The sequence below is a fragment of the Streptomyces tardus genome, assembly GCF_018101125.2.
GTDB classification, from domain to species: domain Bacteria; phylum Actinomycetota; class Actinomycetes; order Streptomycetales; family Streptomycetaceae; genus Streptomyces; species Streptomyces tardus.
Genome location: NZ_JAELVF020000004.1, coordinates 681323 through 706468 on the forward strand (window position 1 = coordinate 681323; position 25146 = coordinate 706468).

The 25146-nt window shown below is 72.5% G+C and carries 24 protein-coding genes; 8 read left to right on the forward strand and 16 right to left on the reverse strand.

The window, feature by feature from the left end:
- Nucleotides 1-96 precede the first annotated feature (96 nt).
- The 4 genes from dctA to JGS22_RS25430 all read left to right on the forward strand — a co-directional run bounded on the left by dctA (nucleotide 97) and on the right by JGS22_RS25430 (nucleotide 5782).
- Nucleotides 97-1584, forward strand: coding sequence for a C4-dicarboxylate transporter DctA (dctA, locus tag JGS22_RS25415; protein WP_211039583.1), 1488 nt, complete (start codon nucleotides 97-99; stop codon nucleotides 1582-1584).
- Nucleotides 1585-1926: 342 nt separating this feature from the next.
- Entirely contained in the window at nucleotides 1927-2934 is a 1008-nt protein-coding gene (locus tag JGS22_RS25420) for a DUF5954 family protein (protein ID WP_211039582.1), read from the forward strand.
- A 121-nt stretch (nucleotides 2935-3055) separates the two neighbouring features.
- A complete protein-coding gene (locus JGS22_RS25425) occupies nucleotides 3056-4693 on the forward strand; it encodes an AMP-binding protein (protein ID WP_308405890.1) in 1638 nt (545 codons plus the stop codon).
- A 174-nt stretch (nucleotides 4694-4867) separates the two neighbouring features.
- Nucleotides 4868-5782 (forward strand): RNA polymerase sigma-70 factor, encoded by a 915-nt coding sequence (locus tag JGS22_RS25430; RefSeq protein WP_211039580.1) that lies wholly within the window; start codon nucleotides 4868-4870, stop codon nucleotides 5780-5782.
- Nucleotides 5783-5800: 18 nt separating this feature from the next.
- On the opposite strand, the gene JGS22_RS25435 is transcribed toward JGS22_RS25430, so the two are convergent.
- Nucleotides 5801-6550, reverse strand: coding sequence for an SDR family oxidoreductase (locus JGS22_RS25435; RefSeq protein ID WP_211039579.1), 750 nt, complete (start codon nucleotides 6548-6550; stop codon nucleotides 5801-5803).
- A 201-nt stretch (nucleotides 6551-6751) separates the two neighbouring features.
- On the opposite strand from JGS22_RS25435, the gene JGS22_RS25440 reads away from it, so the two are divergent.
- The gene (locus JGS22_RS25440) at nucleotides 6752-7468 is read left to right on the forward strand and encodes a GntR family transcriptional regulator (protein WP_211039578.1); all 717 of its coding nucleotides are present in this window, start codon (nucleotides 6752-6754) and stop codon (nucleotides 7466-7468) included.
- Between the two features lie 114 nt (nucleotides 7469-7582).
- Here the strand turns inward: JGS22_RS25440 and JGS22_RS25445 are convergent, their stop codons facing one another.
- The 8 genes from JGS22_RS25445 to JGS22_RS25480 form a co-directional block, all read right to left on the reverse strand.
- Nucleotides 7583-8728 carry an ROK family transcriptional regulator gene (locus tag JGS22_RS25445; protein WP_211039577.1) on the reverse strand — a complete coding sequence of 382 codons (1146 nt, stop codon included), beginning with the start codon at nucleotides 8726-8728 and terminating at the stop codon, nucleotides 7583-7585.
- A gap of 78 nt (nucleotides 8729-8806) precedes the next feature.
- A complete protein-coding gene (gene mug, locus JGS22_RS25450) occupies nucleotides 8807-9367 on the reverse strand; it encodes a G/U mismatch-specific DNA glycosylase (RefSeq protein WP_236074450.1) in 561 nt (186 codons plus the stop codon).
- Complete coding sequence (gene purB / locus JGS22_RS25455; protein ID WP_211039575.1) at nucleotides 9364-10794, reverse strand: adenylosuccinate lyase; 1431 nt, start codon at nucleotides 10792-10794, stop codon at nucleotides 9364-9366. The genes mug and purB overlap by 4 nt, the downstream gene beginning before the upstream one ends.
- 11 nt (nucleotides 10795-10805) lie before the next feature.
- Nucleotides 10806-11591: an SGNH/GDSL hydrolase family protein gene (locus JGS22_RS25460; RefSeq protein WP_211039574.1), complete on the reverse strand. Its 786-nt coding sequence runs from the start codon at nucleotides 11589-11591 to the stop codon at nucleotides 10806-10808.
- Between the two features lie 76 nt (nucleotides 11592-11667).
- Nucleotides 11668-12687: a hemolysin family protein gene (locus JGS22_RS25465; RefSeq protein ID WP_211039573.1), complete on the reverse strand. Its 1020-nt coding sequence runs from the start codon at nucleotides 12685-12687 to the stop codon at nucleotides 11668-11670.
- The gene (locus JGS22_RS25470; protein ID WP_211039572.1) at nucleotides 12684-14027 is read right to left on the reverse strand and encodes a hemolysin family protein; all 1344 of its coding nucleotides are present in this window, start codon (nucleotides 14025-14027) and stop codon (nucleotides 12684-12686) included. Before JGS22_RS25470 ends, JGS22_RS25465 begins: the two co-directional genes overlap by 4 nt.
- Before the next feature lie 220 nt (nucleotides 14028-14247).
- Nucleotides 14248-14667, reverse strand: coding sequence for a GNAT family N-acetyltransferase (locus JGS22_RS25475; RefSeq protein ID WP_236074453.1), 420 nt, complete (start codon nucleotides 14665-14667; stop codon nucleotides 14248-14250).
- Nucleotides 14668-14838: 171 nt separating this feature from the next.
- Nucleotides 14839-15726 (reverse strand): TIGR03621 family F420-dependent LLM class oxidoreductase, encoded by an 888-nt coding sequence (locus tag JGS22_RS25480; RefSeq protein WP_211039570.1) that lies wholly within the window; start codon nucleotides 15724-15726, stop codon nucleotides 14839-14841.
- A gap of 111 nt (nucleotides 15727-15837) precedes the next feature.
- Between JGS22_RS25480 and JGS22_RS25485 the strand changes: the two genes are divergently transcribed.
- Nucleotides 15838-15975 (forward strand): hypothetical protein, encoded by a 138-nt coding sequence (locus JGS22_RS25485; protein ID WP_211039569.1) that lies wholly within the window; start codon nucleotides 15838-15840, stop codon nucleotides 15973-15975.
- A gap of 207 nt (nucleotides 15976-16182) precedes the next feature.
- On the opposite strand, the gene bioD is transcribed toward JGS22_RS25485, so the two are convergent.
- From bioD to bioB, 3 genes are all read right to left on the reverse strand, one after another.
- A complete protein-coding gene (gene bioD / locus JGS22_RS25490) occupies nucleotides 16183-16902 on the reverse strand; it encodes a dethiobiotin synthase (RefSeq protein WP_211039591.1) in 720 nt (239 codons plus the stop codon).
- 150 nt (nucleotides 16903-17052) lie between these two features.
- Nucleotides 17053-18375 (reverse strand): adenosylmethionine--8-amino-7-oxononanoate transaminase, encoded by a 1323-nt coding sequence (locus tag JGS22_RS25495; RefSeq protein WP_211039568.1) that lies wholly within the window; start codon nucleotides 18373-18375, stop codon nucleotides 17053-17055.
- Nucleotides 18368-19687 carry a biotin synthase BioB gene (gene bioB / locus JGS22_RS25500; RefSeq protein ID WP_211039567.1) on the reverse strand — a complete coding sequence of 440 codons (1320 nt, stop codon included), beginning with the start codon at nucleotides 19685-19687 and terminating at the stop codon, nucleotides 18368-18370. The genes JGS22_RS25495 and bioB overlap by 8 nt, the downstream gene beginning before the upstream one ends.
- A gap of 147 nt (nucleotides 19688-19834) precedes the next feature.
- On the opposite strand from bioB, the gene JGS22_RS25505 reads away from it, so the two are divergent.
- Nucleotides 19835-20980 (forward strand): 8-amino-7-oxononanoate synthase, encoded by a 1146-nt coding sequence (locus JGS22_RS25505; RefSeq protein WP_211039590.1) that lies wholly within the window; start codon nucleotides 19835-19837, stop codon nucleotides 20978-20980.
- Nucleotides 20981-21033: 53 nt separating this feature from the next.
- Here the strand turns inward: JGS22_RS25505 and JGS22_RS25510 are convergent, their stop codons facing one another.
- Together JGS22_RS25510 and JGS22_RS25515 are read right to left on the reverse strand one after the other, a co-directional pair.
- A complete protein-coding gene (locus tag JGS22_RS25510; RefSeq protein ID WP_211039566.1) occupies nucleotides 21034-21330 on the reverse strand; it encodes a hypothetical protein in 297 nt (98 codons plus the stop codon).
- A 4-nt stretch (nucleotides 21331-21334) separates the two neighbouring features.
- Entirely contained in the window at nucleotides 21335-21970 is a 636-nt protein-coding gene (locus JGS22_RS25515) for an ATP-dependent Clp protease proteolytic subunit (RefSeq protein ID WP_211039565.1), read from the reverse strand.
- Between the two features lie 73 nt (nucleotides 21971-22043).
- Between JGS22_RS25515 and JGS22_RS25520 the strand changes: the two genes are divergently transcribed.
- Nucleotides 22044-22373 (forward strand): type II toxin-antitoxin system Phd/YefM family antitoxin, encoded by a 330-nt coding sequence (locus tag JGS22_RS25520; RefSeq protein ID WP_211039564.1) that lies wholly within the window; start codon nucleotides 22044-22046, stop codon nucleotides 22371-22373.
- A gap of 148 nt (nucleotides 22374-22521) precedes the next feature.
- Here the strand turns inward: JGS22_RS25520 and JGS22_RS25525 are convergent, their stop codons facing one another.
- Together JGS22_RS25525 and JGS22_RS25530 are read right to left on the reverse strand one after the other, a co-directional pair.
- Nucleotides 22522-23295, reverse strand: a complete 774-nt coding sequence (locus JGS22_RS25525; protein ID WP_211039563.1) for a lysophospholipid acyltransferase family protein — start codon at nucleotides 23293-23295, stop codon at nucleotides 22522-22524.
- Nucleotides 23296-24089: 794 nt separating this feature from the next.
- Nucleotides 24090-25040: a cytochrome c oxidase assembly protein gene (locus tag JGS22_RS25530; protein ID WP_211039561.1), complete on the reverse strand. Its 951-nt coding sequence runs from the start codon at nucleotides 25038-25040 to the stop codon at nucleotides 24090-24092.
- Nucleotides 25041-25146: the final 106 nt, after the last annotated feature.

The window sequence follows — 25146 nt, forward strand, 5'->3', positions numbered from 1 at the left end:
CAACCTCAAGATTTACCCGGATTCGTTGCCGCGACGCACCCTCAACCCTCAACGTGCTGTGATCTCGACCATAACAGTCACAGGGATGGGACGCCCATGACGCAGGAGACAGCAGCGGACGCTGCGGCTGCACCAAAGAAGAAGCGGATATACCAGCACCTGTACTTCTGGGTGCTGCTCGGCATCAGCGTCGGTATCGCCATCGGTCTCCTGGCGCCCGGCGTCGGGGCCGAGATGAAGTGGTTGGCCGACCTCTTCATCAAGCTCGTCAAGGTCGTGATCGCGCCGACCATCTTCGCCACCGTGGTGGTGGGCATCGCCGGAATGGGCAACCTCGCCAAGGCCGGCGGACTCGCTCTGCGGACAGTGCTCTACTTCAACATCACCACCGTCTTCGCCCTCGCCATCGGCCTGGTCGTCGTCAACGTGATCCAGCCCGGCGGCGGACTGGGCTACGACATCGCCAAGTTCGACACCTCGGCGGCCGACGACACCATCAAGTCCGCCGGCGATACGGACCAGGGCGGCCTCACCGGATTCGTCCTCGACCTGGTGCCCGAGTCGTTCGCCAGCGCCTTCGTCGAGGGCAAACTCCTCCAGGTGCTGCTGCTGGCGATCCTGGTGGCCTGCGCCATCACCATGATCGGTCGCAAGGCCGAGCCCGTGGTCCGCGCGCTGGACACCTTCGCGAAGATCATGTTCGGCGTGATCAAGCTCGTCATGTGGGTCGCCCCGCTCGGTGCCATGGGCGGGATCGCCTTCACCATCGGTGAGCACGGCAGCTCCATCCTCGGCTCGCTGGCCTCCTTCATGCTCTCCTTCTGGCTGACCTGCCTGCTGTTCATCTTCCTTGTGCTCGGGCCGATCTGTTATGCCGCCGGCTTCAGCCTCCTGAAGTACATCCGCTACATCAAGGACGAGCTGCTCATCGTCCTCGGAACCTCCTCCTCGGAGACGGTGCTGCCGCGGATGATCGGCAAGATGGAGGCCGCGGGAACGCCCAAGCACGTCGTCGGCATGACGATTCCGACCGGGTACTCCTTCAATCTGGACGGCACCGCCATCTACATGTCGATGGGTGCGCTGTTCATCGCCCAGGCCTTCGGGATCGACGTACCGATCGCCACCCAGATCGGCCTGCTGCTGTTCATGCTGATCTCCTCCAACGGCGCCGCGGGCGTCTCCGGCGCGGGACTGGTCACGTTGGCGGCCTCCCTGACCGCCTTCGACTCGGTCATCCCGGTGGCGGGCATCGCGCTGATCGTCGGCATCGACCGCTTCATGAGCGAGGGCCGCGCCCTGACCAACCTCACCGGCAACGGATTGGGGACCCTGGTCGTCGCCCGCTGGACCGGCGCCCTGGACCGCGAACGACTCAGCTACGTGCTCGACAACCCCACCACGGTGGACGTCGACGAGTGGATGAAGGAGGAGTCCGCGCCGTCCCTGGAGAAGGGCGACAGCGCCGCGAACGGCGACAGCGACGCGACCGACGCCCGGCGCTCCGACGCCGAGCCGGTGGTCGCCGCAGCCGCGGCCGGCGAGCCCCACTCCGGTGAGGGTCCCGCCGGAACCTCCCGCTGACGGCTCGCGCGGGCCGTCGGCAGCCACCGGTGGCCGACGGTCCGCGCACCGCCATCAGCGTCCCGCCCCCGGCGCCCGTGCCGAGCACACCGCTCGGCGCGGGCGCCCGGCATCCGGCCCCGCCGACCACCACCGACCGCGAGCCCCGGCACCGCCGTCACCGGGCCCCGCCCTCTCTCCGGCCGGCTCTTCGGGAGTGCGGCCGAGGCGGGACCTCACCCCGCGTCGGCGCCGCGCTCCCGCACTGCCGTCCGAACGCGGGCCCGGGCCAAGCAGCCGCAGCGGCCGACGACTTCGTGCATCGGCACCTCCACAACCCCGCAGGCGCGTCACAATATGAACATGGTTGATGACTGGAGGCGACAGCCGGGTCCCGCACGGGCGAACCCGGCCCGCGGCGGCATCCAGGCCGAGCTCGTCGCCGAGAAGGAAACCCACACCTACCCCCGACTCGCGGTGCGCGGACCGGTCTTCGGTCTCGCCGTGCACGAACCTGCGGCCGGTCCGCACTGGCGGCTGGAGACCCCGGTGATGGACGGGACACCGCAACAGGCCAGGGACGCCCTCAACTCCCTGCTGTGGTTCCGGGCTCGCGACGACGCCCGCGACCCCGCCGTACGCCGCGAACTCCTGGCCGCCGTCGCGGTCCTGGAGCACCAGCCCGTCAACGAGCTCGAAGTCCTCGGCGCCCGCTACCGAGTGGTGCGTGCCGACGAGTGGGCCCGCTTCGGCCCCGACGGGCTGGAGCCACCGCGTCCCACCGACCGTGACGCCGACGACACCTCCTGGGACGAACGGCGCGACACTCTCTCCGCCGACCCCGGCTTCCCTCTGCGCCCGGACGCCTCCGACAGCGCGCCGACCGGGCACGCCACCCGCCTGGGCCTGCGCGTCTTCGCCTACGCCGGTTCGCGCTTCCCCGCCGAGGTCCGCCGCCACTCCGTGCAGGCGGTCACGACCCACCCCGAGATCGTGCAGCTGCCCGTCGGCTTCGGGGTGACCGAATGCGAGGAGAGCGGCTGGCGCCCGCACGGCCCGCTGATGCCCACGCCCCACGACGCCAGAAGACTTCTGTACGGGATGATGACGCGCACCTGGCCCCTCATCCACGGCTACGACGAGGAGCGCGCGGCCCTGTACGGGCGGGCGGCGCAGAGCTTCCGCGAAGCCGGACACGCCAACGAGCTGACGGTCGAGGGCAGACTGCTGCGGCTGTGCCGCATCGAGCGCATGGTGCGCTGCGGACCGGACGGCCCCGAACCACCGCGCCCCAGCGACCACGAGGTGCAGGAGCCGATGAAGATGCACCCCGGGCCGGACGAGTCCGGAGCCCTCCTGCCCGCGGAGTGACCCGAGCCGGGTCAAAGGGCTGTCTCCCGGCGCTGTGGCTGGTTAGCCTCTGCCGTACTCACCCCGAGTGCCGGCCCGCGGGTGCGGGGCCGGACGCGTACGTGCGAGGCAGGGAGACAGCGTGAGCACACGCCCGAGCCAGGAAGCCGGCCCCACCACGACCCCGCTGCGGGAACACACCATCGGCGCGGACCTCCTGGCGACCGTACGGGCGCACGGAACACGGGACGCGCTCGTCGAGTGCGCCACCGGCCGCCGCTGGACCTACCGCGAGTTCCTGAGGGAGGTCGACGCCGTCGCGCTCGGCCTGTGGGCGGACGGCGTGCGCCCCGGCGACCGGGTCGCCGTCTGGGCGCCCAACTGCGCCGAGTGGGTCTTCGTCCAGTACGCCTGCGCCCGCCTCGGAGCCGTACTGGTCACCGTCAACCCCGCCTACCGCAGCCACGAACTGGTCCACGTGCTGCGGCAGTCCGGGGCGCGCACGGTGATCGCGGCGCCCTCCTTCAAGACCTCCGACTACGCGGCGATGCTCGCGCAGGCGGCGCCCGAGTGCCCCGATCTGCTCGACGTCGTCCTCATCGGTGAGGAGTCCTGGGGCGCGCTGCTGGAGTCCGGACGCTGCACCGACCCCGCCGTACTGGCCGACATCGGAGAGCGGCTGCACCCGGACGACCCCGTCAACATCCAGTACACCTCCGGCACCACGGGGTTCCCCAAGGGCGCCACCCTCTCCCACCGCAACATCCTCAACAACGGCTTCTTCGTGGGGGAGTTGCTGCACTACACCGAACGCGACCGGATCGCCGTCCCGGTGCCCTTCTACCACTGCTTCGGCATGGTCATGGGAAATCTGGCCGCCACCTCGCACGGCGCGGCCCTGGTCATCCCGGCCCCCGCCTTCGACCCGGCCGCGACCCTCGCCGCGGTCGCCGCCGAGCGCTGTACTTCTCTGTACGGCGTACCGACGATGTTCATCGCCGCCCTCGCCGTCCCCGACTTCGACGATTACGAACTGGGCAGCCTGCGCACGGGCATCATGGCGGGCTCCACCTGCCCGGTGGACACCATGCGACAGGTCATCTCCCGCATGGGCGTCGAGGAGATCTCCATCTGCTACGGCATGACCGAGACCTCGCCGGTCTCCATGCAGACCCGTACCGACGACAGCCTGGAACGCCGGGTGGCCACCGTCGGACGGCCCGGCCCGCACATCGAGGTCAGGATCGTCGACCCGGAGACCGGCGCGGTGGCGCCGCGGGGCGTCCCCGGCGAGTTCTGCACCCGCGGCTACCCGGTGATGCTCGGCTACTGGGACCAGCCCGAGAAGACCGCGGAGGCCATCGACGCCGACGGCTGGATGCACACCGGCGACCTGGCGGTGATGGACGACGACGGGTACGCGAGCATCACCGGCCGTATCAAGGACATGGTGATCAGGGGCGGCGAGAACCTCTACCCCCGCGAGATCGAGGAGTTCCTGATCACCCACCCCGACATCGTCGACGCCCAGGTCGTCGGGGTGCCGGACGAGAAGTACGGCGAGGAGCTGATGGCCTGGCTGCGGATGCGCGAGGGCGCACCCGCGCTCAATCCCGAGGCGGTGCGCGCCTTCTGCGACGGAAGCCTCCCCCGGCACAAGATTCCCAAGTACGTGCATCTGGTCGAGGACTTCCCGATGACCGTCACGGGCAAGGTGCGCAAGGTGCAGATGCGGGCGGAGGCGGTCCGACTGCTGGGCCTGCGCCCGCCGCCCGCCTGATCGGCCCGCCGGCCCCGTGCCCGTACACACCCCGGCACGGCCGACCCGCGGCCCGGCAGACCCGTGCCCGTACGCCCGTGCCCGTACGCCCGTGCCCGTACGCCCCGTGCGCGGTGCGGACGTCCGCGGCGGGCGCGGTGGACAGGCCGTCCGCCCTTGCGGTGAGATGGCCCCATGGCGACCGACCTGCACTCCACCGACGGGCTGACCCGCGAGTTCGAGGAGCACCGGGCGGTGCTCACCTCGGTCGCCTACCGGATGCTCGGCCGGGTCGTGGACGCCGAGGACACCGTCCAGGACGCGTGGCTGCGGTGGGCCTCCGCCGACCGCGGGGACGTCGCCGAGCCGCGCGCCTACCTGGTGCGGATCACCACCCGGCTCGCGCTGGACCGACTCCGCCAGGCACAGAACCGCAGAGAGAGCTACGTCGGCCCCTGGCTGCCCGAGCCCCTGGTGACCGAGTCCGGGCCGGCCGTTCAGGACTCCTCCGAGCGGTTGCTGTCCGCCGAGTCCGTGTCGATGGCGATGCTGGTCGTGCTGGAGTCGCTCTCCCCGCTGGAGCGTGCGGTGTTCGTGCTCCGCGAGGCGTTCGGCTACCCCTACGCCGAGGTCGCCCGCGTTCTGGAGCGCGGCGAGCCGGCCGTCCGGCAGCTGGGCACCCGCGCCCGTCGCCACGTCGACTCCGGCGCCCCGCGCTACACCGTCGACCCGCAGGAGCGCCGCGACCTCACCGAGCGCTTCCTGAGCGCTGCCGGCGGCGGGGACCTGCAAGCGCTGCTCTCCCTGCTTGCCCCCGACGTGAGCCTGGTCGGCGACGGCGGCGGCAACGCCAAGGCCCCGCGCCGCATCATCGAGACCGCCGACAAGGTCGGCCGGTTCATCGCCGCCGTGGCGCAGCAGACCATCGGCGACGGCGAGGTGCGGCTCGTCGAGTTCAACGGCGCGACAGCGGTCGTCTTCCTGGTGGAGGGCCGAGTGCGGCAGGCCGCGCAGATCGAGGTCGCCGACGGACTGATCCAGCGCCTCTACCTGTGGACCAACCCACAGAAGGTCGAGCCCATCAACACCCAGCTGCAGCGGGGGAGTTGAGCCGGTGGCGCGCTGCGCTCACAGGCCCCCGGCCACTCGCAGCACCGCGCCACTCGTGTACGAGGCGTCCGGCGAGAGCAGCCACGCCACCGCGCCGGCGACCTCGTCCGCCTCGCCCGGCCGCCCCATCGGCACCCGGTCGCTCTTGCGCCACGGGCGCTGCGCGTCCCCCATCGCGGCATGGATGTCGGTGAGAATCATGCCCGGCTGCACCGAGTTGACCCGCACCCCCTGCTGCGCGAGCTCCTTGGCCAGGCCCACCGTCAGCGCGTCGACCGCCGCCTTGCTCGCGGCGTAGTGCACGTACTCGTCGGGGCCGCCGAGCGTGGCCGCCGCCGAGGAGATGTTGACCATCGCTCCGCCCTGCCCGCCGCACTCGCGCGACATCTCCCGCGCCGCCCGCCGGGCGCAGTAGAGGGCGCCGAGCACATTGACCTCCACCACGCGCCGCATGGTGGACGCGGGGGTGTGGGTGAAACTCCCCAACGGACCGGTGATCCCCGCGTTGTTGACGAACCCGGTGGGCGCGCCGAGCGCGTCCACGGCCCGGTCGAAGAACGACTCGACCTCCTCCTCGCACCCGGTGTCGACCCGGAAAGCGTACGCAGAACGGCCGAGTTCCCGTACGCGCGCGACCGTGCTCTCGGCGGCGGATTCGTCGCGCTCGTACCCGATGACCAGATCGTGACCTTCGTGCCCGAGCCGGACGGCGATCGCCGCGCCGATACCCCTGCCGCCACCGGTGACCACCGTGACCTGCCGCGTCATCCTCGAACCTCCGTAGCAATCGGAGCCGCGCCGGCCCCGTCGACGCAGCGACGCTACACCGCGGCGCCCCATCGGCCGTTCCGAGGAAGGGAATTGGTCTTGACCAAGTTGACAGCCCGACCTATCGTCCTAGGCATACGCAACAACCTTTAAGAAACAAGCTCACATATCGCGGCGGCGACAGCGACAGCGGAGGCACAGGTGGCGACCACACAGCTGGAGGCACTTCCGGAGCCCAAGTACTGGCATCTGAAGACGGCGCTGAGCGAAGCGCTGGACAGCGAGTTCACGGTCGGCCAGATCCTGCCCAACGAGCGTGATCTCGCCGCGCGTTACGGCGTCGCCCGCGCGACCCTGCGCCAGGCGCTGGAGCAGTTGGAGCTGGAAGGCAGACTGCAGCGCCGCAGAGGCGTGGGCACCACCGTCTCGCCGCCCCGCGTCGGTGTCGACGTCTCGCCCGCCCCGGACCGCTGGCCCGGAGAGCCGGGGGACGCCTGGCAGACGGAGAGCGCGTCCTGCCCCGCCGCGCCCGCCCAGATTGCGCAGCTGCTCGGCCTCGCGGCCGGGGACTCCGTTCACGCCGTCCGCCGCACCCGTGCCGCACACAGCCAGCCCGTCGCCACCGAGCTGGTGTATGTGCCCACCCGCGAGCTGCCCGCGGGGCAGGAGGCGGAGGCGATCCTCGCCACCCTGCACCTCCGCGACCTCAAGGGCCAGGAGCGCACCGTGGAGCTGGGCTCCGCCAAGGCCGAGGACGCACGGCTGCTCGACCGGCTGCCGGGTGCGCCGGTCCTGGTCGTGACCACCCGCTACCTCACCGAGCAGGGCACCGCAGCGGTCACCGTCGCCACCTACCGTGCCGACACCTGCCGTCTCACCTTCGGCGACTCCGGCGCGATGCGGCTGCTCGCCGGCTGACCGCACGCAACTGCCCGCCCGAGCGCTCACCTTCGGCCGTCCACCGCCCGCGCGGTGGGCGGCCGAAGACGTACACGCGTCCGGTCGGCACCCGCACCCGGGCGCCGACCGTCCCTACGTGGACTCGACCACGAACAGCTGCTCCTCCACGAGATCCAGCGCGAGCCTGAGCGCTCCCACCGCCACCGCGTCCTCGCCCAGCGCGGAGAGCGCCACCCGCGGAGGACGCAGGCAGTAGCGCTCCAGCTCGGTCCGCAACGGATCCAGCAGGCCGTCCAGCCCCGCGGCCCACCCGCCCACGACCACCAACTCCGGGTCCAGGGCCAGCACCAGCGCCGCCACATCGTGCACCAGACGGTGGATGAAGCGTTCCACCGCCTGCTCGGCCCGCTCGTCGCCCGAGCGCGCCAGCGCGAACACCTCGGCCACCGCCGCCTCGTCCAGCGGATGCAGCGGCTCGCCCGTCGTGGACAGCAGCCGCTCGGGGAACGCCTCGCGGCCGAGCAGATGCAGCGCCCCGATCTCACCCGCCGCGCCGCCGAAGCCGCGGTGCAGCCGCCCGCCGATGAGCGAACCGGCACCCGGGCTCAGCCCGGCCAACACCATCACCACATCCGTGCAACCGGACGCCACACCCTGCCAACGCTCGGCCACCACCGCCGCATTGGCATCGTTCTCCACCAGGACCGGACAGCGAAAGGTCCGCCTCAGCCGCTCGCCGAGAGGGAGGCCCGTCCAGCCCGGCAGCGCCGTGCTGAGCCGCATGCTGCCGTCCGCCCGTACGATCCCGGGCGTTCCCACGCCCACCGCCCGCAGCGTCGAGCGCGCCACGGCGCAACTGCTCACCAGCTCCAGCGCGTTGGCGGCGGCCAGCTCCAACCGCTCCTCGGCGCCCGCCTGTTCGGAGATCGGCCGCTCCGCACGGTCCAGCCGCGCCCCGGCCAGATCGGAGAGCACCGCCGAGACCCGGTGCGGGCCGATCTCGATGCCCAGCAGATGTCCGGCCTCGGCGCAAAAGCGGTACCGGCGGGCCGGACGACCCTGCCTGCGCAGCTCACCGGGCGCGTCGGCACACTCCGCGGCCAGGCCCGCCACCTGCAGACCCTCCATGATGCCCTCGACCGTGGGACGCGAGAGACCGGTGCCGCGCACCAGCTCCGTCAGCGTCAGCGCGTCGGTGGCCGACCGCAGCGCCCGCAGGACGACCGTGGCGTTGATGCGCCGCAACAGCGAGGGATCCCCGCCGGTGAGCCTGCCCAACTTTCCGCCTCCTGACCTGCACACGTGTTGCGGGATCGTATCCGCTACGGGCGGAGGGGGCGAGAGCCGGAAGAAGTGTCACCCGCTGTCGTCCAGCCGGTAGCCCAGCGCGACGGCAGCGAGCCGCCCGTACGCCGCTACCAGATCCTCGAGCGACCAACTCGCGTTCAGGCCACTGGGGTTGGGCAGCACCCACACCCCGGTGGCGCCGATCCTCCGCTGCTGCGGCCCCACCCGCGCCGTACGCTCCCCGAAGGCAGTCCGGTACGCGCCGATACCCGCGACCGCGAGCCAGCGCGGCGCGTACCGCTCGACGGTCGCGACCAGCCGCTCACCGCCCGCCCGCAGCTCGCCCGAGGAGAGGTCCGACGCCTTGGCACTGGGCCTGGCGACCACATTGGTGATGCCGACGCCGTGCGAGGGCAACTCCCACTGCTGCGCCGGCTCCAGCTGCCGCGCAGTGAACCCGGAGCGGTGCAGCACCGGCCAGAAGCGGTTGCCGGGGCGGGCGAAGTGGTGGCCGGTCGCTGCCGACAGCAGCCCCGGATTGATGCCGCAGAACAGCACCCGCAACCCCGTACCGAGCACGTCCGGGACCTCGCCGGCCGTCTGCTCCCGCCCGGCCCCGCGCGGGCTCAGAGAATCGCCCCCGGACGGTACGCCGCGGCTCGCGGGTGCCGCGCGGTGATCTCCTCGATCCGGGTCAGGACCTGCACCACCTGGCCGGCCGCAGCACCGGTGAACGCCAGCCGGTCCGCGAGCAGCTCCGCCAACTGCGCCCGGTCCAGCGGGATCCGCTCGTCGCCGGCGAGCCGGTCCAGCAGCTCGTTGCGCTCCGCACCCGCGCGCAACGCCAGCGCGGAGGCCACCGCGTGCTCCTTGATCACCTCGTGCGCGGTCTCCCTGCCCACGCCCGCGCGCACCGCGGCCATCAGCACCCTGGTCGTCGCCAGGAACGGCAGATAGCGGTCCAGCTCCCGCTCGACCACCGCGGGGAAGGCGCCGAACTCCTCCAGCACCGTCAGGAACGTCTCCAACAGACCGTCCAGTGCGAAGAACGCGTCCGGCAGCGCGACTCGGCGCACCACCGAACACGACACATCGCCCTCGTTCCACTGGTCACCGGCGAGCTCGCCGACCATCGAGGCGTAGCCGCGCAGGATCACCGCGAAGCCGTTGACCCGCTCGCAGGAACGGGTGTTCATCTTGTGCGGCATCGCCGACGAGCCGACCTGGCCCTCCTTGAAGCCCTCCGTCACCAGCTCCTGCCCGGCCATCAGCCGGATCGTCCGGGCCAGCGAGGAGGGCGCGGCGGCGAGCTGCACCAGGGAGGTCACCACGTCGTAGTCCAGCGACCGCGGATAGACCTGGCCCACCGAGGTGAAGGACCGGCCGAAGCCCAGATGCGCCGCGACCCGCTGCTCCAGCTCGCCCAGCCGCTCGTCATCGCCGCCCAGCAGGTCCAACATGTCCTGCGCGGTGCCCACCGGGCCCTTGATGCCGCGCAGCGGATAGCGCGCCAACAGCTCCTCCACCCGCTCGTACGCCACCAGCAGCTCGTCCGCGGCGGAGGCGAAACGCTTGCCGAGCGTCGTCGCCTGCGCCGCGACATTGTGCGAACGGCCCGCCATCACCAGCGCCGCGTGCTCACCGGCGAGGGACCCGAGCCGCGCCAGCAGCGCGACTGTGCGGTCGCGCACCAACTCCAGCGAGAGCCGGATCTGCAACTGCTCCACGTTCTCGGTCAGATCCCGGGAGGTCATCCCCTTGTGGACCTGCTCATGGCCCGCGAGCGCGTTGAACTCCTCGATCCGGGCCTTCACATCGTGCCGGGTGACCCGCTCGCGCTCGGCGATCGAGGCGAGGTCCACACTGTCCAGCACCCGCTCGTAGTCCGCGATGGCCGACTCGGGCACCTCCACACCCAGATCCCGCTGCGCACGCAGCACCGCGACCCACAGCCGGCGCTCCAGGCGCACCTTGTGCTCGGGAGACCACAGCTCGGCCAGATCGGCGGAGGCGTAGCGGTTGGCCAGGACGTTCGGGATACGCGGCTTGTCAGTCACGTCTGGGGATTCTACGGGGTGTCCTCGCAGGCCAAGGGCGCGAGGTCGGGCCGCTTCGGCGCCCGCCCGTCGCCCGAGGAACGCCCGGTCAGCCGCCGCCGCACCCAGGGCAGCAGATACTGACGGGCGAACTGCGCGTCCGCCAGGCGCCGTGCGCCCCAGCCGGCGGCCGGCTCGTCCGGGACCGGCTGCCGCCAGTCGAACTCCGCCGGATGACCCAGCCGCTCCCACACCGCCTCGGCCACCCGCCGGTGCCCCTCGGTCGTCAGATGCAGCCGGTCCTCGTACCACAGCCGCGGATCGCTGAGCGCGCCGGCGGCGTACAGGTCGACCACCAGCGCCCCGTGCTCGGCGGCGAGCTTGTCGATGAAGTCGAACAGCTCCTCCATGCGCGGCCGGTAGCGCTCCAGCACCGGGCCCTGGCGGCCCGGGCTGCGCATCAGCACCAGCTGCCCGCACGACGGCGCGAGAGTGGAGACCGCCTCCTCCAGGAGGCCGCGCACCCGCGCCATGTCGCAGCTCGGGCGCAGCACGTCGTTGAGCCCGCCGACCAGCGTCACCAGATCGGCGTTCATCGCCGCTGCCGGCGGCACCTGGTCCTCGACGATCTGGCCGATCAGCTTGCCGCGCACCGCGAGGTTCGCGTACCGCACTCCCTCGGCGCGGTCGGCGAGCCGGGCGGCGAGCAGATCCGCCCAGCCCCGGTAACCGTCGCCGACCGGCGCGTGATCGGACATGCCCTCGGTGAACGAGTCACCGAGAGCGACGAAACTGCGGATTTCAGGTGTCTTCTCCATGGCCGTGTCATGCTAACCAATTGCCTCGGTCAACCGGTTTCCGCGGCCCCTCCGAAGCGCGCCCGAGCCCGGGCCGCTACCGCGGCGGTGTGTGGCCGACCAGTTCGCGCAGCACGTCCTCCATGGTCACCAGACCCGCGGGCTGCCCGTCCTGCCCGACCACGGCGGCCAGGTGCGTACCGCTGCCGCGCATCGCGCCCAGTACGTCGTCCAGCGGCGTCTGCGCCCGCACCCGCGCGATCGGACGCAGCGCGCCCATGGGGAACGGCTGTTGCCGGTCCTCCGACTCCAGCGCGTCCTTCACATGGAGATAGCCCACCGCGCGCCCGGTTCCGTCGACCACCGGGAACCTGGAGAAGCCCGAGCTCGCCGACAGCCGCTCCAACTGCTCCGGAGTGACGCCCAACCGCGCCGCCACCACCCGAGCACTGGGCCGCACCACCTCCGCCACCGGACGCCGCCCGAGCTCCAGCGCGTCCCGCAGCCGCTCGGTGGCCCGCTCGTCCAGCAGACCGGCGGCACGGGAGTCCGAGACGATCCGCGCCAGCTCGTCGTCCGAGAACGTCGCCTCCACCTCGTTCTTCGGCTCCACCCGCAGCAGCTTCAGCAGCGTGTTCGCGAAGGCGTTGACCGTGAACACCACCGGTCGCAGCGCCCGCGTCAGCGCCACCAGGGGCGGGCCCAGCACCAGCGCGGTGCGCACCGGCTCCGCCAGTGCGATGTTCTTCGGCACCATCTCGCCGAAGAGCATGTGCAGATACGTCGCCAGCGACAGTGCCACCACGAACGAGATCGTGTGGCCCAGCGCCCCGCTCACACCCATCGCGTGGAACGCAGGCTCCAGCAGGTGCTCGATCGCCGGCTCGGCGACACCGCCGAGCACCAGAGTGGTCAAGGTGATGCCCAGCTGCGCCGTCGCCATCACCGCGGACAGGTGCTCCAGGCCCCACAGGGTGCTTCGCGCCCCCCGCTCGCCCTCCTCCACCCGCGGCTCGATCTGACTCCGACGCACCGAGATCAACGCGAACTCCGCGCCGACGAACAACCCGTTCAGCACGATCATCAGCACACCGAGGAACAACTGCACGAACGTCATGCCCCGACCTCCCCGGCCGACTCCGGCCCGTCCTCTGCAGCGGGGGCCACCAGACGCACCCGTGCCGCCCGCCGGCCGGTCGCGTCGGTGACCGCCAGCCGCCAACCGGCCACCACGATCTCGTCCCCGACCCGCGGGATGCGGCCCAGCTCCGTCGCCACCAGACCCGCCAGAGTCTCGTACGGCCCGTCCGGGGCGCGCAGCCCGATGGTCTCCAACTGGTCGGTGCGTGCCGCGCCGTCCGCGTCGTAACGCTCCTGCCCCTGCGGGTCGGCGCCGAGCGGCGCCAGATCGGGGGTCTCCTGCGGGTCGTGCTCGTCCCGCACCTCCCCGACGACCTCCTCGACGATGTCCTCCAGCGTGACCACACCCGCCGTGCCGCCGTACTCGTCGATGACCACCGCGAGGCTGCGGGCCTCGGTCAGCCGGTCCAGCAGCCGGTCCACGGTGAGCGACTCCGGCACCAGCAGCGGCTCGCGCAGCAGCTCGGTGATCGGCTGCCGGGCGCGCAGTTCGGCCGGGACGGCGAGTACGTCCTTGATGTGCACGACCCCCACCACCGTGTCCAGGCTCTCCCGGAACACCGGGAAGCGGGAGAGCCCGGTGGCGCGGGTGGCGTTCGCGACATCCTCCGCCTTCGCCTGCACCTCCAGTGCGGTGACCTGCACCCGTGGCGTCATCACGTTCTCGGCGGTCAGCTCCGCCAGGTGCAGGGTGCGCACGAACAGCTCCGCGGAGTCCGCCTCCAGCGCGCCCTCCTTGGCCGAATGCCGGGCGAGCGCGACCAGCTCCTGCGGCGAACGCGCGGACGCCAGCTCCTCGGTCGGCTCGACACCGGCGGCCCGGACCGTCCGGTTGGCCGTGTTGTTCAGATGCCGGATCAGCGGGCGGAACGCCGTCGCGAAGGCGCGGTGCGGAGTGGCGATCCGCCGCGCCACCGGCAGCGGCTGCGAGATGGCCCAGTTCTTCGGCACCAGCTCGCCGATGACCATCAGCACCATCGTCGCGATCACGACGCCCAGCACCAGAGCGGTGGAGGACGCGACGGCAGCCGGCAACCCGATCGAACGCAGCGGGCCCGACAGCAGCGCGGCGATGGAGGGCTCGGCCAGCATGCCGATCAGCAGCCCCGTGACCGTGATGCCCAGCTGCGCGGCCGAGAGCTGGAAGGTCAGCGAACGCACGGCCTTCAGCGCGCTCTCCGCGCCGGCCTCGCGCTCGGCGGCGGCCTTCTCCAAGACGCTGCGCTCGACGGTGGTCAGCGAGAACTCGGCCGCCACGAACAGTCCGCAAGCCAGCGTCAGCAGCAGGGCGACAGCCAGCAGCAGGATCTCGGTCACCGTCCCACCCCCCTCGGCTCGGCGCTCACCGGAGGCAGCGCGGTGGCCGCACGGGGGAGAGGCGCGGGAGGAAGCGGGTTACCGGGACTGGGAAGCTCGTCCATGGACGGACGCCGACCCCTTTCACATGATCCGCAGGAGTGGTACGGCACCAGAGTACGGGAGCTGCCCGCTCCAGCGCCGGTGGGAGGAGGCGCGAACGGGGCGCGTCCCGGCGGCGTCACAACGCCTTGACCCAGCGCGACCACTGCGGCTCCCGCTGATAGCCGGCCGACTGCCAGGCGCGGTGCGCTGCCTCGTTGCGGTCGAGCACCATCGCGTCGCCGCGCCTGCCGCCGAGGGCGGCGAACCGCTCCTCGGCCGCCGCCAGCAGCGCCGACGCGACGCCCCTGCGCCGCAGCTCGGGAGCGACGGCCAACCTGTACAGATGACAGCGCCAGCCGTCGAAACCCGCGATGACCGTCCCCGCCGGCTCGCCCTCCCACTCCGCGAGCAGCAGCGCCTGCGGATCGCGAGTGATCAGCCGCAGCACGCCGTCCTCGTCGTCGCTGATGCTCACGCCCTCGGCCGCGCGGCGCCAGAAGGCGAGGATCCGCGCCGCCTCGTCGGCCCGAGCGTGGCGCACCCGAACGCCTGCCAGGGGCGTACGGGCTGCCCGGCCGGGATCGGGCGGGTCCCCCGCAGCGGCCGGTTCGGCGGGGCCGGACCCGTGGGGGCTGCCGGAGGCGGTGCGGAGTGCGTTGTGCATACCTCCGATCCCAGCACCGTCGGCCCGCCCCTGTCGAGCGAGTTGGTTCGCCCGGCCGCCGTCTCAGTGCCCGCCGAGCTCTTCGAGGACCGGTGCGAACGCCCGCATGTCGGGGCTGAGAACGGTGAAGTAGGAGAACCCAAACCGCTCCCGGTGGGCCCGCAGCTGCTCCGCGATCTGCGCCGCCGTGCCGAGCAGCAGCCCCGGGTGGTCAAGCAGCTGGTCCACGCTCAGCCCCGGGCCCAGCTCCGCCAGCCGCTCGGCCGCCGCACGCCGGTCGCCGGTGATCTCGACCTTCTGCACCAGCAGGTTGAGCTCCGCCGGCCGCACTCTGCCCGCCTCGAACTCCCGATACACGGCGAGGCGTTCGGCCAGGGCTTCCGGCGCGATCAGCCCGAGCGTGCCCGGGGCGGCCCCCGGCACCTGGCGCGCGGCGGTGAACGCCGCGATCCGGGCGTGCCGTGCGGCGAGCCTCAGCAACCGGTCCCCGTTGCCGCCGAGCAGCAGCGGCAACGGGGACTGTGCGGGCGCCGGCTCCCTGGCGGGATCGTTGAGCAGCCGCTCCAGCTCCGTCACCAGACGTGCGAGGGCGTCCACCCGCTCGCCGGGGGTGCCGAACGGCAGCCCGGCCTCGTCGTGCTCCGCCTTCACGTAGCCCGCGCCGAGCCCCAACTCCAGGCGACCGCCGGTCAGCCGGTCGGTGGTCGCCACCTCGCGCGCCAGCAGAGCGGGGTTCCACAGGCCGGCGTTGAGCACGAAGGTGCCCACCCTGGGCCGCTCCGTCGCCTCGGCCGCCGCCACGAGCGAGGGGAAGGGAGCGGGCATCCCCAGATGGTCCGGCACCAGCAGCACGTCGAACCCGATCGACTCCGCCGTACGGCACTGCGCGGCCCACGCCGATCGGTCCGGAGGGGCGAGCATGTTGATTCCGAAGCGGAAGGGTGAGGTCATCGGTTCAACTCCGCGGTCAGTCGGGGCTCGGGCGTCGTGAGGGACAGCACCCCACGACGGGTGTCCTGTTCCCGAACGGACGCCCGTACACCCGTGCACCGTCCGCCTCGAGTGAACGTGCCCGCGTCTCCCGACCGCCTCTCCCGGCTGCTCCGCTCCCGCGACCTGGCCAAGCCGGTCGAACGGGACGCCGGCGAACTGCCCGCCAGCACCGCCGAACTCCGGAGCTGGATCGCCGGCCAACCCTGACAGCGGCCCATGAAGGCCGTGGGGCCCGTGCCTCGCGTGGGGCGAAGTGTGCAGGCCGTGCGGTTCGTCGAGAGGACGCTCGGCGTGAAGAGCACCCGGCCCGGTCCACCCGACCGCCCCGGGGCCCCTGCGTCCGCACGATCGCGTACGCCCCCACTGCGCGGCCTTACGGCCCCACCGCGCGGCCTTACGGCCGCCTCCTGTGGGTCACGCCTGCCGCCTGCCGCCCGCCGCCGCGAGTTCGCGGTGCGAGGCGTACCAACTGCCGTACAGCTGCGGAGCCAACCAGCCCGGCGCGCGGCGGGCGAAGCTCTCCACCCGCGCCGCGCCCTGCGGCAGCACGCCGCGCAGCGGCGCACCGCAGGCCGTGGGCAGGTCGGTGAGGTTGCACCGTTCGGCCAGGTCGGGGCTTGCGGGCAGACTCCCGACCACCACGCCGGCGCACTCGAGGTCGCGGGCCCGCAGTGCCTCGGCGGTCAGTGCCGTCGCGTTCAGCGTGCCCAGCCCCGCAGCCGCCACCACGAGTACGGGGGCGCTGAGCAGCCCGGCGACGTCGGCCACCGTGCCGCCGTGGTCGTCCAGGCGCACCAGCAGCCCGCCCGCGCCCTCCACCAGCACCAGATCGTGGGTGCGCGCCAACTCCAGGGCGGCTCGCGCCGCCTGCTCGGGGCCGATCGGAGGCAGACCTGCACGCCGCGCAGCGGTGGCGGGGGCCAGCGGTTCGGGGAAGCGCGCCAACTCCACGCCGTGCACGGCGCCCCGGGTCAGCCGCACGACCTCGGCGACGTCTCCTGGTTCGTCCGCGGGCACTCCGGTCTGAGCCGGCTTGAGCACCGCGACCGTGCGGCCCTGCGCGGCTGCGGCGGCGGCGACGGCGGCGGTGACCACCGTCTTGCCGACTCCGGTACCCGTCCCGGTGACCACCAACGTCCCGCGGTGCGCGCCCGCTTCACTCGGCGCCGGCCCGCCGCCCACGGTCTCCTCCCGTCGTCGGCCGCCGCGTGCGCTGTGCGCGCCGAGTCCGCTGTGCGCGCGGTCCGCGCCGGGTATTTCGAACGTGCTCCTTTCGTCCACGGCTCACCCCGCCGAGGCCGCGGCCACGACCGCCCCGGCGATCGAGGCGACGTCCTCGTCCCCGGTCACATACGGCGGCATCGTGTACACGGTGTCGCGGAACGGCCGCAGCCACACGCCCCGGCCGACCGCCGCACGCGTCGCCGCCGCCACGTCCACCTCGTGGTCGAGTTCCACCACGCCGATCGCGCCCAGCACTCGTACGTCACGCACGCCCGGCAGCTGCCGCGCCGGCTCCAGCCCGGCGCGCAGACCCGACTCGATACGGCCGACCTCTGCGGCCCAGTCCTGACCGAGCAGCACGTCGAGGGAGGCACCGGCGACCGCTGCGGCCAGCGGATTGCCCATGAAGGTCGGGCCGTGGGCCAGGACCGGCACCTCGCCCTCGGAGATCCCCTCCGCAACCCGCGAGGTGCACAGCGCCGCCGCCATTGTCAGGTAGCCGCCGGTCAGCGCCTTGCCGACGCAGAGCACATCGGGCGCGACATCCGCGTGCTCGGCCGCGAACATCCGTCCCGTACGCCCGAATCCGGTCGCGATCTCGTCCAGCACCAGCAGCACTCCACTGGCGTCGCACGCCTCCCGCAGCACCTTCAGATAGCCGGGGGAGTGGAAGCGCATACCGCCCGCGCCCTGCACCACCGGCTCCACGACGACCGCGGCCAGCTCGTCCGCGTGCCGCGCCACCAGCTCCCGCACCTCGCGCGCGTACGCCTCGTCGACGGGCTCCTCGAACCCGTCCGGCGGCCGGGGAGCGAACACCTGCCGGGGCAGGGAACCCGCCCACAGATGGTGCATCCCGCCGTCCGGGTCGCACACCGACATCGGCTGCCAGGTGTCTCCGTGGTAGCCGCCGCGCCAGGTCATCAACCGCCGTTTCTCCGGACGGCCGCGCGAACGCCAGTACTGCAGGCACATCTTGACGGCCACCTCGACCGACACCGAACCGGAGTCGGCCAGGAAGACGTGCTCCAGCCCGGCCGGCGAGAGGTCCACCAGCTGCTTCGCCAGCCGCACGGCGGGCTCGTGGGTGAGCCCGCCGAACATGACATGGCTCATCCGCTCCAGCTGCCCGCGCACCGCCTCGTTGAGCACCGGATGGTTGTAGCCGTGCACCGCCGACCACCAGGAGGACATGCCGTCGACCAGCTCCCGCCGGCCGTACGCGGGTTCGGCCAGCCGCAGCCGTACCCCGGAGGCCGACTCCACCACCAGCGGCTCCTGCCGGCCCGGCATCGGACCGTAGGGGTGCCACACATGGCGGCGGTCGAGTGCCAGCAACTCCCCGGTGGACAGCGGCAGTCGGGCGATACGGGGGTCAGGCATTGGGCGGCAGCTCCGTACCCGCCCCGCGTCGCCGCACCGACACCAGGTCCGCACGTGCCCCGTTGTCCGCCCGCGACTCGGCGCCGGCCGCCGCGCCCGTACGCTCGCCGCGCCCCGGGACGGCGGCTGCCGCGCCCGTGTCGCCGGCTGCCGCCGTGCCGGCCTCGGCCGTGTGCGTGCCGGCCTCGGCCGTGCCGGTGTCGCCGGCTGAAGCGCCGCCGCAGGGGCCGCAGCCCTGCCCCTCCTCGTGGGAGCCGCAACCGCCGCCGGCCAGGGGGCCGCAGCCGCCCGCCGCGGCCAGCGCGTCCGCCCGGTGGGTGGGCAGCGTGCCCGTGCCGGAGCCCTCCACCTCGAAGCCGGCGTCCGCGATCATCTCCAGGTCCGCCCTGCCCTCCTGCCCCTCACTGGTCAGGTAGTCGCCGAGGAAGACGGAGTTGGCCAGGTGCAGTGCGAGCGGCTGCATGCTCCGCAGCTGCACCTCCCGGCCACCGGCCAGGCGTACCTCCACGTCCGGGCAGACGAAGCGCACCATCGCGAGGATGCGCAGCGCGCGCGAGGGCGTCAGATTCCACTCGGCTTCCAACGGCGTGCCCTCGAAGGGGATCAGGAAGTTCACCGGCACCGAGTCGGGGTCCAGCTCGCGCAGCGCGAACACCACGTCCACCAGATCGGCGTCGCTCTCGCCCATGCCGGCGATCAGCCCCGAGCACGCCGACATCCCCGCCGCCTGCGCCTGCCGCACCGTGGAGACGCGGTCCGCGTAGTCGTGCGTGGTGCAGATGTCGCCGTACGTGGCCTCGGAGGTGTTGAGGTTGTGGTTGTACGCGTCCGCGCCCGCCTCCCGCAGCCGGTCCGCCTGACCGTCGGACAGCAGCCCCAGGCAGGCGCAGACCTCGACGTCCGCGTTCTCCTCCTTGATCGCCGAGATCGTCCTGGAGACCCGGTCCACGTCGCGGTCGGTCGGCCCGCGCCCGCTGGCGACCAGGCAGACCCGCTTGGCGCCCCCGGCCACGCCCGCCCGTGCCGCCTCGGTGGCCTCTTCCGCCTTGATCCAGGTGTACTTGAGGATCTCCGCCCGGGAGCCCAGCCGCTGTGAGCAGTACGAGCAGTCCTCCGGGCAGAGCCCCGACTTCAGGTTGACGAGGTAGTTGAGTTTCACCCGCCGCCCGAACCAGTGGCGTCGCACCCGTCCGGCCGCGGCCACCACGTCGAGCAGTTCGTCCTCGGAGGTCGCCAGCACTGCGAGCGCTTCGTCGCGCGTCGGCAGCTCGCGCCGCAGCCCCTTGTCCACCAGCGTGTTCAACAGGTCCATGCCGCTGATCCTCACCCACGTCCCGGCGGCAGGCCAAGGAGAGAGTCGACAAGAAGGCAGCGCGGGGGTGTGTGTATCGCCACACCCCCGACGCCCTCCCGTCCCACTAGGTTCGTGGGGACCCGACAGATCACCAGGGACGGACGGATGCCCGCAGACCCCTTCCAATGGCTCACCGACGCCCGGCGGCTGCGCGAGAAGGCGGGACTCGTCCGTGCGTTGCGCCCGCGCACCGGGCAGGAACGCGAACTGGACCTGGCCGGCAACGACTACCTCGGGCTCTCCCGGCACCCCGAGGTCACCCGTGCCGCCGCAGAGGCCGCACACCGCTGGGGAGCGGGCGCCACCGGCTCGCGCCTGGTCACCGGCTCCACCGCCCTCCACGCCGAACTGGAGGCCGAGCTCGCCGACTTCTGCGGGTTCGAAGCCGCACTCGTACTGTCCTCCGGCTACTGCGCCAACCTCGCCGCCACCACCGCACTCGGCAGCCGCGACGCCCTGCTGGTCTCCGACGCGGCCAACCACGCCTCGCTGATCGACGGCTGCCGGCTCGCCCGCGCCCGTACCGCCGTGGTCCCGCACGCCGACGCCGAGGCCGCCGCGCGGGCGCTGCACGGCCACCACGGCCCCGCCCTGCTGCTCACCGAATCGGTCTTCTCGGTCGACGGGGACGCCGCGCCGCTGCCCGAACTGAGCGCCGTGGTACGCCGCCACGGGGCCGGCCTGCTGATCGACGAGGCACACAGCCTCGGCGTCGTCGGCGACGGCGGACGGGGCGCCGCACACGCCGCGGGCCTGGCCGGCAGCGACGACACCGTCCTCACGCTCACCCTCTCCAAGGCGCTCGGCAGTCAGGGCGGTGCGGTGCTCGGCCCGCGCCACGTCATCGACCACCTGGTCAACGAGGCCCGCACCCTCATCTTCGACACCGGCCTCGCCCCCGCCGCCACCGGCGCGGCCCTGGCCGCCCTGCGCGTGCTGCGCCGCGAACCCGAACGCGCCGCTCGCGTCACCGCGGCCACCCGCCTGCTCCACGACCGCCTCACCGCAGCGGGCCTGGACGCCGCACCACCCGCCGCCGCGGTCCTGTCGGTGCGCGCGCCCTCGCCGGAGGCCGCGGTCCGCTGGGCCGCCGACTGCCGCGACAGAGGGCTGCGCGCCGCCTGCTTCCGCCCGCCGTCGGTGCCTGACGGCATCTCACGGCTGCGGTTGACGCTCCGTGCCGACCTCGACGACGAGGAACTCGCCGAGGCCGTACGCGTCGTCACCGGCACCGCGCCGCGCCCCGCCTGACCGCCCTCGGCCCGGCGCCGAGCCGGCGCATCACGGCTCACTGCGGGCCCGGCTCAGCCCGGCGGCAGCCGCACGCGTGCGGTGCGCCGCTCCCCGTCCAGGACTCGCAGTGCTCGCGCCAACTCCGCCTCGTACAGGTCCCGTTCACCGCGCGCGTGCATCGTCTCCAGCGCCGTCCGCAGCGCCGTGGCGGCGGAGACCAGGGCCTGGGCGGCGCGCAGGGCGGAGAGCGTGTGCCGTGCGCGTGCCGGGTTGGCGCGGCCCAGCTGGTCCACCGCCTCCAGGTAGCGGTCCACCAACTCGCCCTCGGCAGCGGTGAGCGCCGGCAGCGGCGGCAGATCCGGCAGCACGCCCTCAGCCTCCGAGCCCGGTGCCGGACTGCTGTGCGCGCGGCACGCTGATCTCGTCGACGAGCCCGAACTCCAGGGCGCCGGCCGCGTCCAGGACGGTGTCCCGTTCCACGTCCCGACCGATCTGCTCCCGCGACCTGCCGGTGTGCCGGGACAGCAGCGTCTGGAGCGTCTCGCGGGCCAGGAGCAACTCCTGTGCCTGGATGGCCAGATCGCTCGGCTGCCCCTGGATCGGCTCGGTGAGCGCCGGCTGGCTCAGCACCACCCGGGCGCCGGGAAGCGCCAGCCTCCTCCCGGGCGTACCGGCCCCCAGGAGTACGGCGGCGACCGAGCCGGCCTGCCCCAGGCAGACCGTCTCCACCTCGCAGTGCACGTACCGCAGCGTGTCGTAGACGGCGGTCATCGCCGAGAAGGAGCCGCCGGGGGAGTTGAGGTAGAGCGAGATCGGACGGTCCGGAGCGGCGTGCTCCAGGTACATCAGCTGCGCGACCACATCGCCGGCGCAGGCGTCGTCGACGGGGGCGCCGAGTAAGATGATGCGCTCCCCGAGCAGTTTGGAGTAGGGGTCGAGCGTGCGGGTGCCGTCCGCGGTGCGCTCGGTGAACTCGGGCAGTACGTGGCGTGCCTGGGCAGAGTGCATCGCGTCCTCCTCGGACGACGGAAATCCGTTCTGTACAAAATGTACAGGACGTACCCGCGGTTATGCTGTTCCCATGACGTACGAGATTCCGGTGACCCGCGCCAGAGCCGAGTTCGCCGACCTGATCAACCGAGTCGTCTACGGCGACGAGCGCGTGGTCGTCACTCGCCACGGCAAACCGCTGATCGCCCTCGTGTCCGCCGCCGACCTGGAGCGGCTCGACGCCCAGGCGAAGGACCGCGCCGCCACGGACGCCCCCGAAGCGCCCGAGTCGCAGGAGGCCGCCGAGCAGGAAGAGGTCCTCAGCACCCTCTCCACGGTCCACCCCCTCGACGCCGCCCCCGGCGGACCGAGCCGCTTCGGCATCGCCGCCCACCACCGCGGCTCCCGCCGCGACGGCTAGGTTCGCCCCGCCGCGCGCGCCAACCGCCGCGCGCGCCAACCGCCGCGCGCACCGACCACCCGGCCACGCTTGCCGCCGCGACGCGGCGGGGCCGGACAGGCCTCTCGGTCCGCCCGGCCCCGCCGGTGGTGTGCTTGTCTCCGGAGCCTCAGTCCGCGCCCTCTGCGCTGCGCCCGCTCTCCGGCTCCCCCTGCTTCGCCTCGGGGCCCTGCTTCCCCCTCGCGTCCTTGTGCTGCTGGTCCTTCTGCTGGTCCAGCGCCTTCGCCTCCGGGGCGTACAGGTCCACGTACTCCTGGTCCGAGAGTCCGAGGATCGCGTACATGATCTCGTCGGTCACCGCGCGCAGCACCGCCCGTTCGGACTCCATGCCCTCGAACCGGGAGAAGTCCAGCGCCTCGCCGAAGCGGATCGTCACCCGGCCGATGCGCGGCAACCGGCGGCCGGGAGGCTGGAGTTCGAAGGTGCCCACCATCGCGCACGGCACCACCTTGACCCCCGACCGAAGCGCCATCGCGGCCACGCCCACCCGGCCCTTGTACAGCCGGCCGTCGTGCGAGCGGGTGCCCTCCGGGTAGATGCCCAGCAGCTCGCCCTTGCTCAGTACGCCGATGCCCTCCTCGATTGCCGCCTGGCCCGCGCCCCTGCCCGACCTGTCCACCGGGATCTGCCCCACGCTGCGGAAGAACGCCGCAGTCAGACGCCCCTTGATCCCCGGGCCCGTGAAGTACTCGGCCTTGGCGAGGAAGGTGATCCGACGGCGGAGCATCGCCGGCATCAGAAAGTGGTCCGAGAAGGAGAGGTGGTTGCCGGCGACGATCGCCGCGCCGTCGGCCGGAATGTGCTCGAGGCCCTCGATCCGCGGACGGAACATCAACCGCAGCAACGGCCCCAGCAGCACGTACTTGCACACGTAATAAAACACGGACACTCCCTGGCAGGCGGGTGCGCTGCGTTCCCGCCGAGTCTGACGAAGCGGGGCTGACCGACCGCTGGTCCGCCGAGACGGACCGCTCACCCGAAGCCGAGAGCGTACAGCGATACGGCATGGACACGCTCGCTGGGTACGGCTACGTCACATCGGGACCGACCGAAGCACACACCACCCACACATCGCGCACACGCCACCTCCGCCGCCCCGCCGCCTCGGCCGAGGCGGCGGGGGCGGGCCCCGGCGCGGTCGCCTGCGCGGGTACGTGCGGGAAAGCAGCCGCCCGCAGGGGCCCGGGCGGGGCAGCGGCAACCTCCCCCGTGGCGGCCCCGGTCCGGGGACCGGCGAGACGGCGGCGGGTACGGGCGTGAGCCGTACCGCGGTGAGCGGCGCGGGCGCGGGCCGCTCCGGAACGGCTGCGGCAGCCACGGCGACGACCGGACCTCCGGGCACTCCGGCAGGAGCCCCCGGTGCGGTGTTCGCGTGTACCTGCTGCCACCCATCGGGTCCCTGACCGGCCCCCTGAGTCATCGACCTGGTGATGCAGCTCTCCGCCGCCAGGCCGCTGCCGCCGATCACCACGCTGTAGGCCGTCACGACCACCAGCGCCGTCACCGTCGCGGTCGTCATGCCCTTCACGGTGCCCGACGTCTGCCTCGTCGACGGTTCCGGGGGGTTCCTCACGGAGTCCTGCATGGCCGCCACCTCCTTGGTGCCGCCGCTGCGGCGGATCGCCACAGCACGCGCGACTGACTCCACCCATAGTCGCGCGAATACGGACTTTTCCGCTACCTTGCGCGCGAATTCAGCGAGGAGAGGTAGGCGTTGTACTCCGCGAGCTCCCGATCGCCGTTGCGGTCCGCCGCCCGGTCTTCACGACGGGCCTGGCGCTGCTCGGACCGGTACCACTGATAGATCAGCGCGATCAGCACGATCACGGACGGAATCTCACTGAACGCCCAGGCGATTCCGCCGGCCGCGTTCTGGTCGGCGAGCGCGTCCACCCCGAGCGAGGCGGGCGGATCGGAGTACGTCCCCACCATCGGCTCGGACGCCATCATGATCGCGATCCCGAAGAACGCGTGGAAGGGCATCGATGCGAACAGCTCCAGCATCCGCATCACGTAACCGGGCCGGTGCGGACCGGGATCGACGCCCATGATCGGCCAGAAGAAGATCAGCCCCACCGCGAGGAAGTGCGCCATCATCCCCACGTGCCCGGCCTTGGACTCCATCAGGAAGTCGAAGAGGGACGTGAAATACAGCGCGTACAGGCTCGCGATGAACAGTGGAATGGTGAACGCCGCGTGCGTGACGACCCGCAGATACCGGCTGTGCAGCAGCGCCACCAGCAACTCCCGCGGCCCGCGCCGCCCCCGCCCGGCCGACGGCAGCGCCCGCAGCGTCAACGTCACCGGAGCGCCCAGCAGCAACAGGATCGGCGAGAGCATGCTGATCACCATGTGCTGCACCATGTGCACGCTGAACAGCACCATGCCGTACTCGTTCAGCGCGGTGCACGTCACCAGCGCGATCGTCAGCACACCCGTGACGAATGCGACCGTACGCCGCACCGGCCAGCGGTCGCCCCGCCGGCGCAGACGCAGCACGCCCCAGCCGTAGAACGCCAGCATCGCCAGACAGCCGACCAGGAACGCCGGCTCGCCCGTGAACTCCAGACCCCGCGCCAATGTGAACGGCGGCAGATCCGCGGGCACGCCGTGGTCGCCGTGGTCCATCCGTCACTCTCCTGCTTCGTACCGATTGCCCGCTCAAAGAGTAGAACCGCCCCCGGCCGCGGGTACGGCCGGGGGCGGTTCCTCGCGCACGGCGCGCGGGGCGCCG

Coding starts and splice junctions, on each gene's coding strand:
- JGS22_RS25495 (WP_211039568.1), bottom strand. CDS start 18,375: ATGCCTGACCCCCGTATCGCCCGACTGCCGCTGTCCACCGGGGAGTTG.
- dctA (WP_211039583.1), top strand. CDS start 97: ATGACGCAGGAGACAGCAGCGGACGCTGCGGCTGCACCAAAGAAGAAG.
- JGS22_RS25515 (WP_211039565.1), bottom strand. CDS start 21,970: ATGCACTCTGCCCAGGCACGCCACGTACTGCCCGAGTTCACCGAGCGC.
- JGS22_RS25435 (WP_211039579.1), bottom strand. CDS start 6,550: ATGACGCGGCAGGTCACGGTGGTCACCGGTGGCGGCAGGGGTATCGGC.
- bioB (WP_211039567.1), bottom strand. CDS start 19,687: ATGGACCTGTTGAACACGCTGGTGGACAAGGGGCTGCGGCGCGAGCTG.
- JGS22_RS25520 (WP_211039564.1), top strand. CDS start 22,044: ATGACGTACGAGATTCCGGTGACCCGCGCCAGAGCCGAGTTCGCCGAC.
- JGS22_RS25420 (WP_211039582.1), top strand. CDS start 1,927: ATGGTTGATGACTGGAGGCGACAGCCGGGTCCCGCACGGGCGAACCCG.
- JGS22_RS25465 (WP_211039573.1), bottom strand. CDS start 12,687: ATGACGTTCGTGCAGTTGTTCCTCGGTGTGCTGATGATCGTGCTGAAC.
- JGS22_RS25505 (WP_211039590.1), top strand. CDS start 19,835: ATGCCCGCAGACCCCTTCCAATGGCTCACCGACGCCCGGCGGCTGCGC.
- JGS22_RS25530 (WP_211039561.1), bottom strand. CDS start 25,040: ATGGACCACGGCGACCACGGCGTGCCCGCGGATCTGCCGCCGTTCACA.
- JGS22_RS25430 (WP_211039580.1), top strand. CDS start 4,868: ATGGCGACCGACCTGCACTCCACCGACGGGCTGACCCGCGAGTTCGAG.
- JGS22_RS25480 (WP_211039570.1), bottom strand. CDS start 15,726: ATGACCTCACCCTTCCGCTTCGGAATCAACATGCTCGCCCCTCCGGAC.
- JGS22_RS25460 (WP_211039574.1), bottom strand. CDS start 11,591: ATGGAGAAGACACCTGAAATCCGCAGTTTCGTCGCTCTCGGTGACTCG.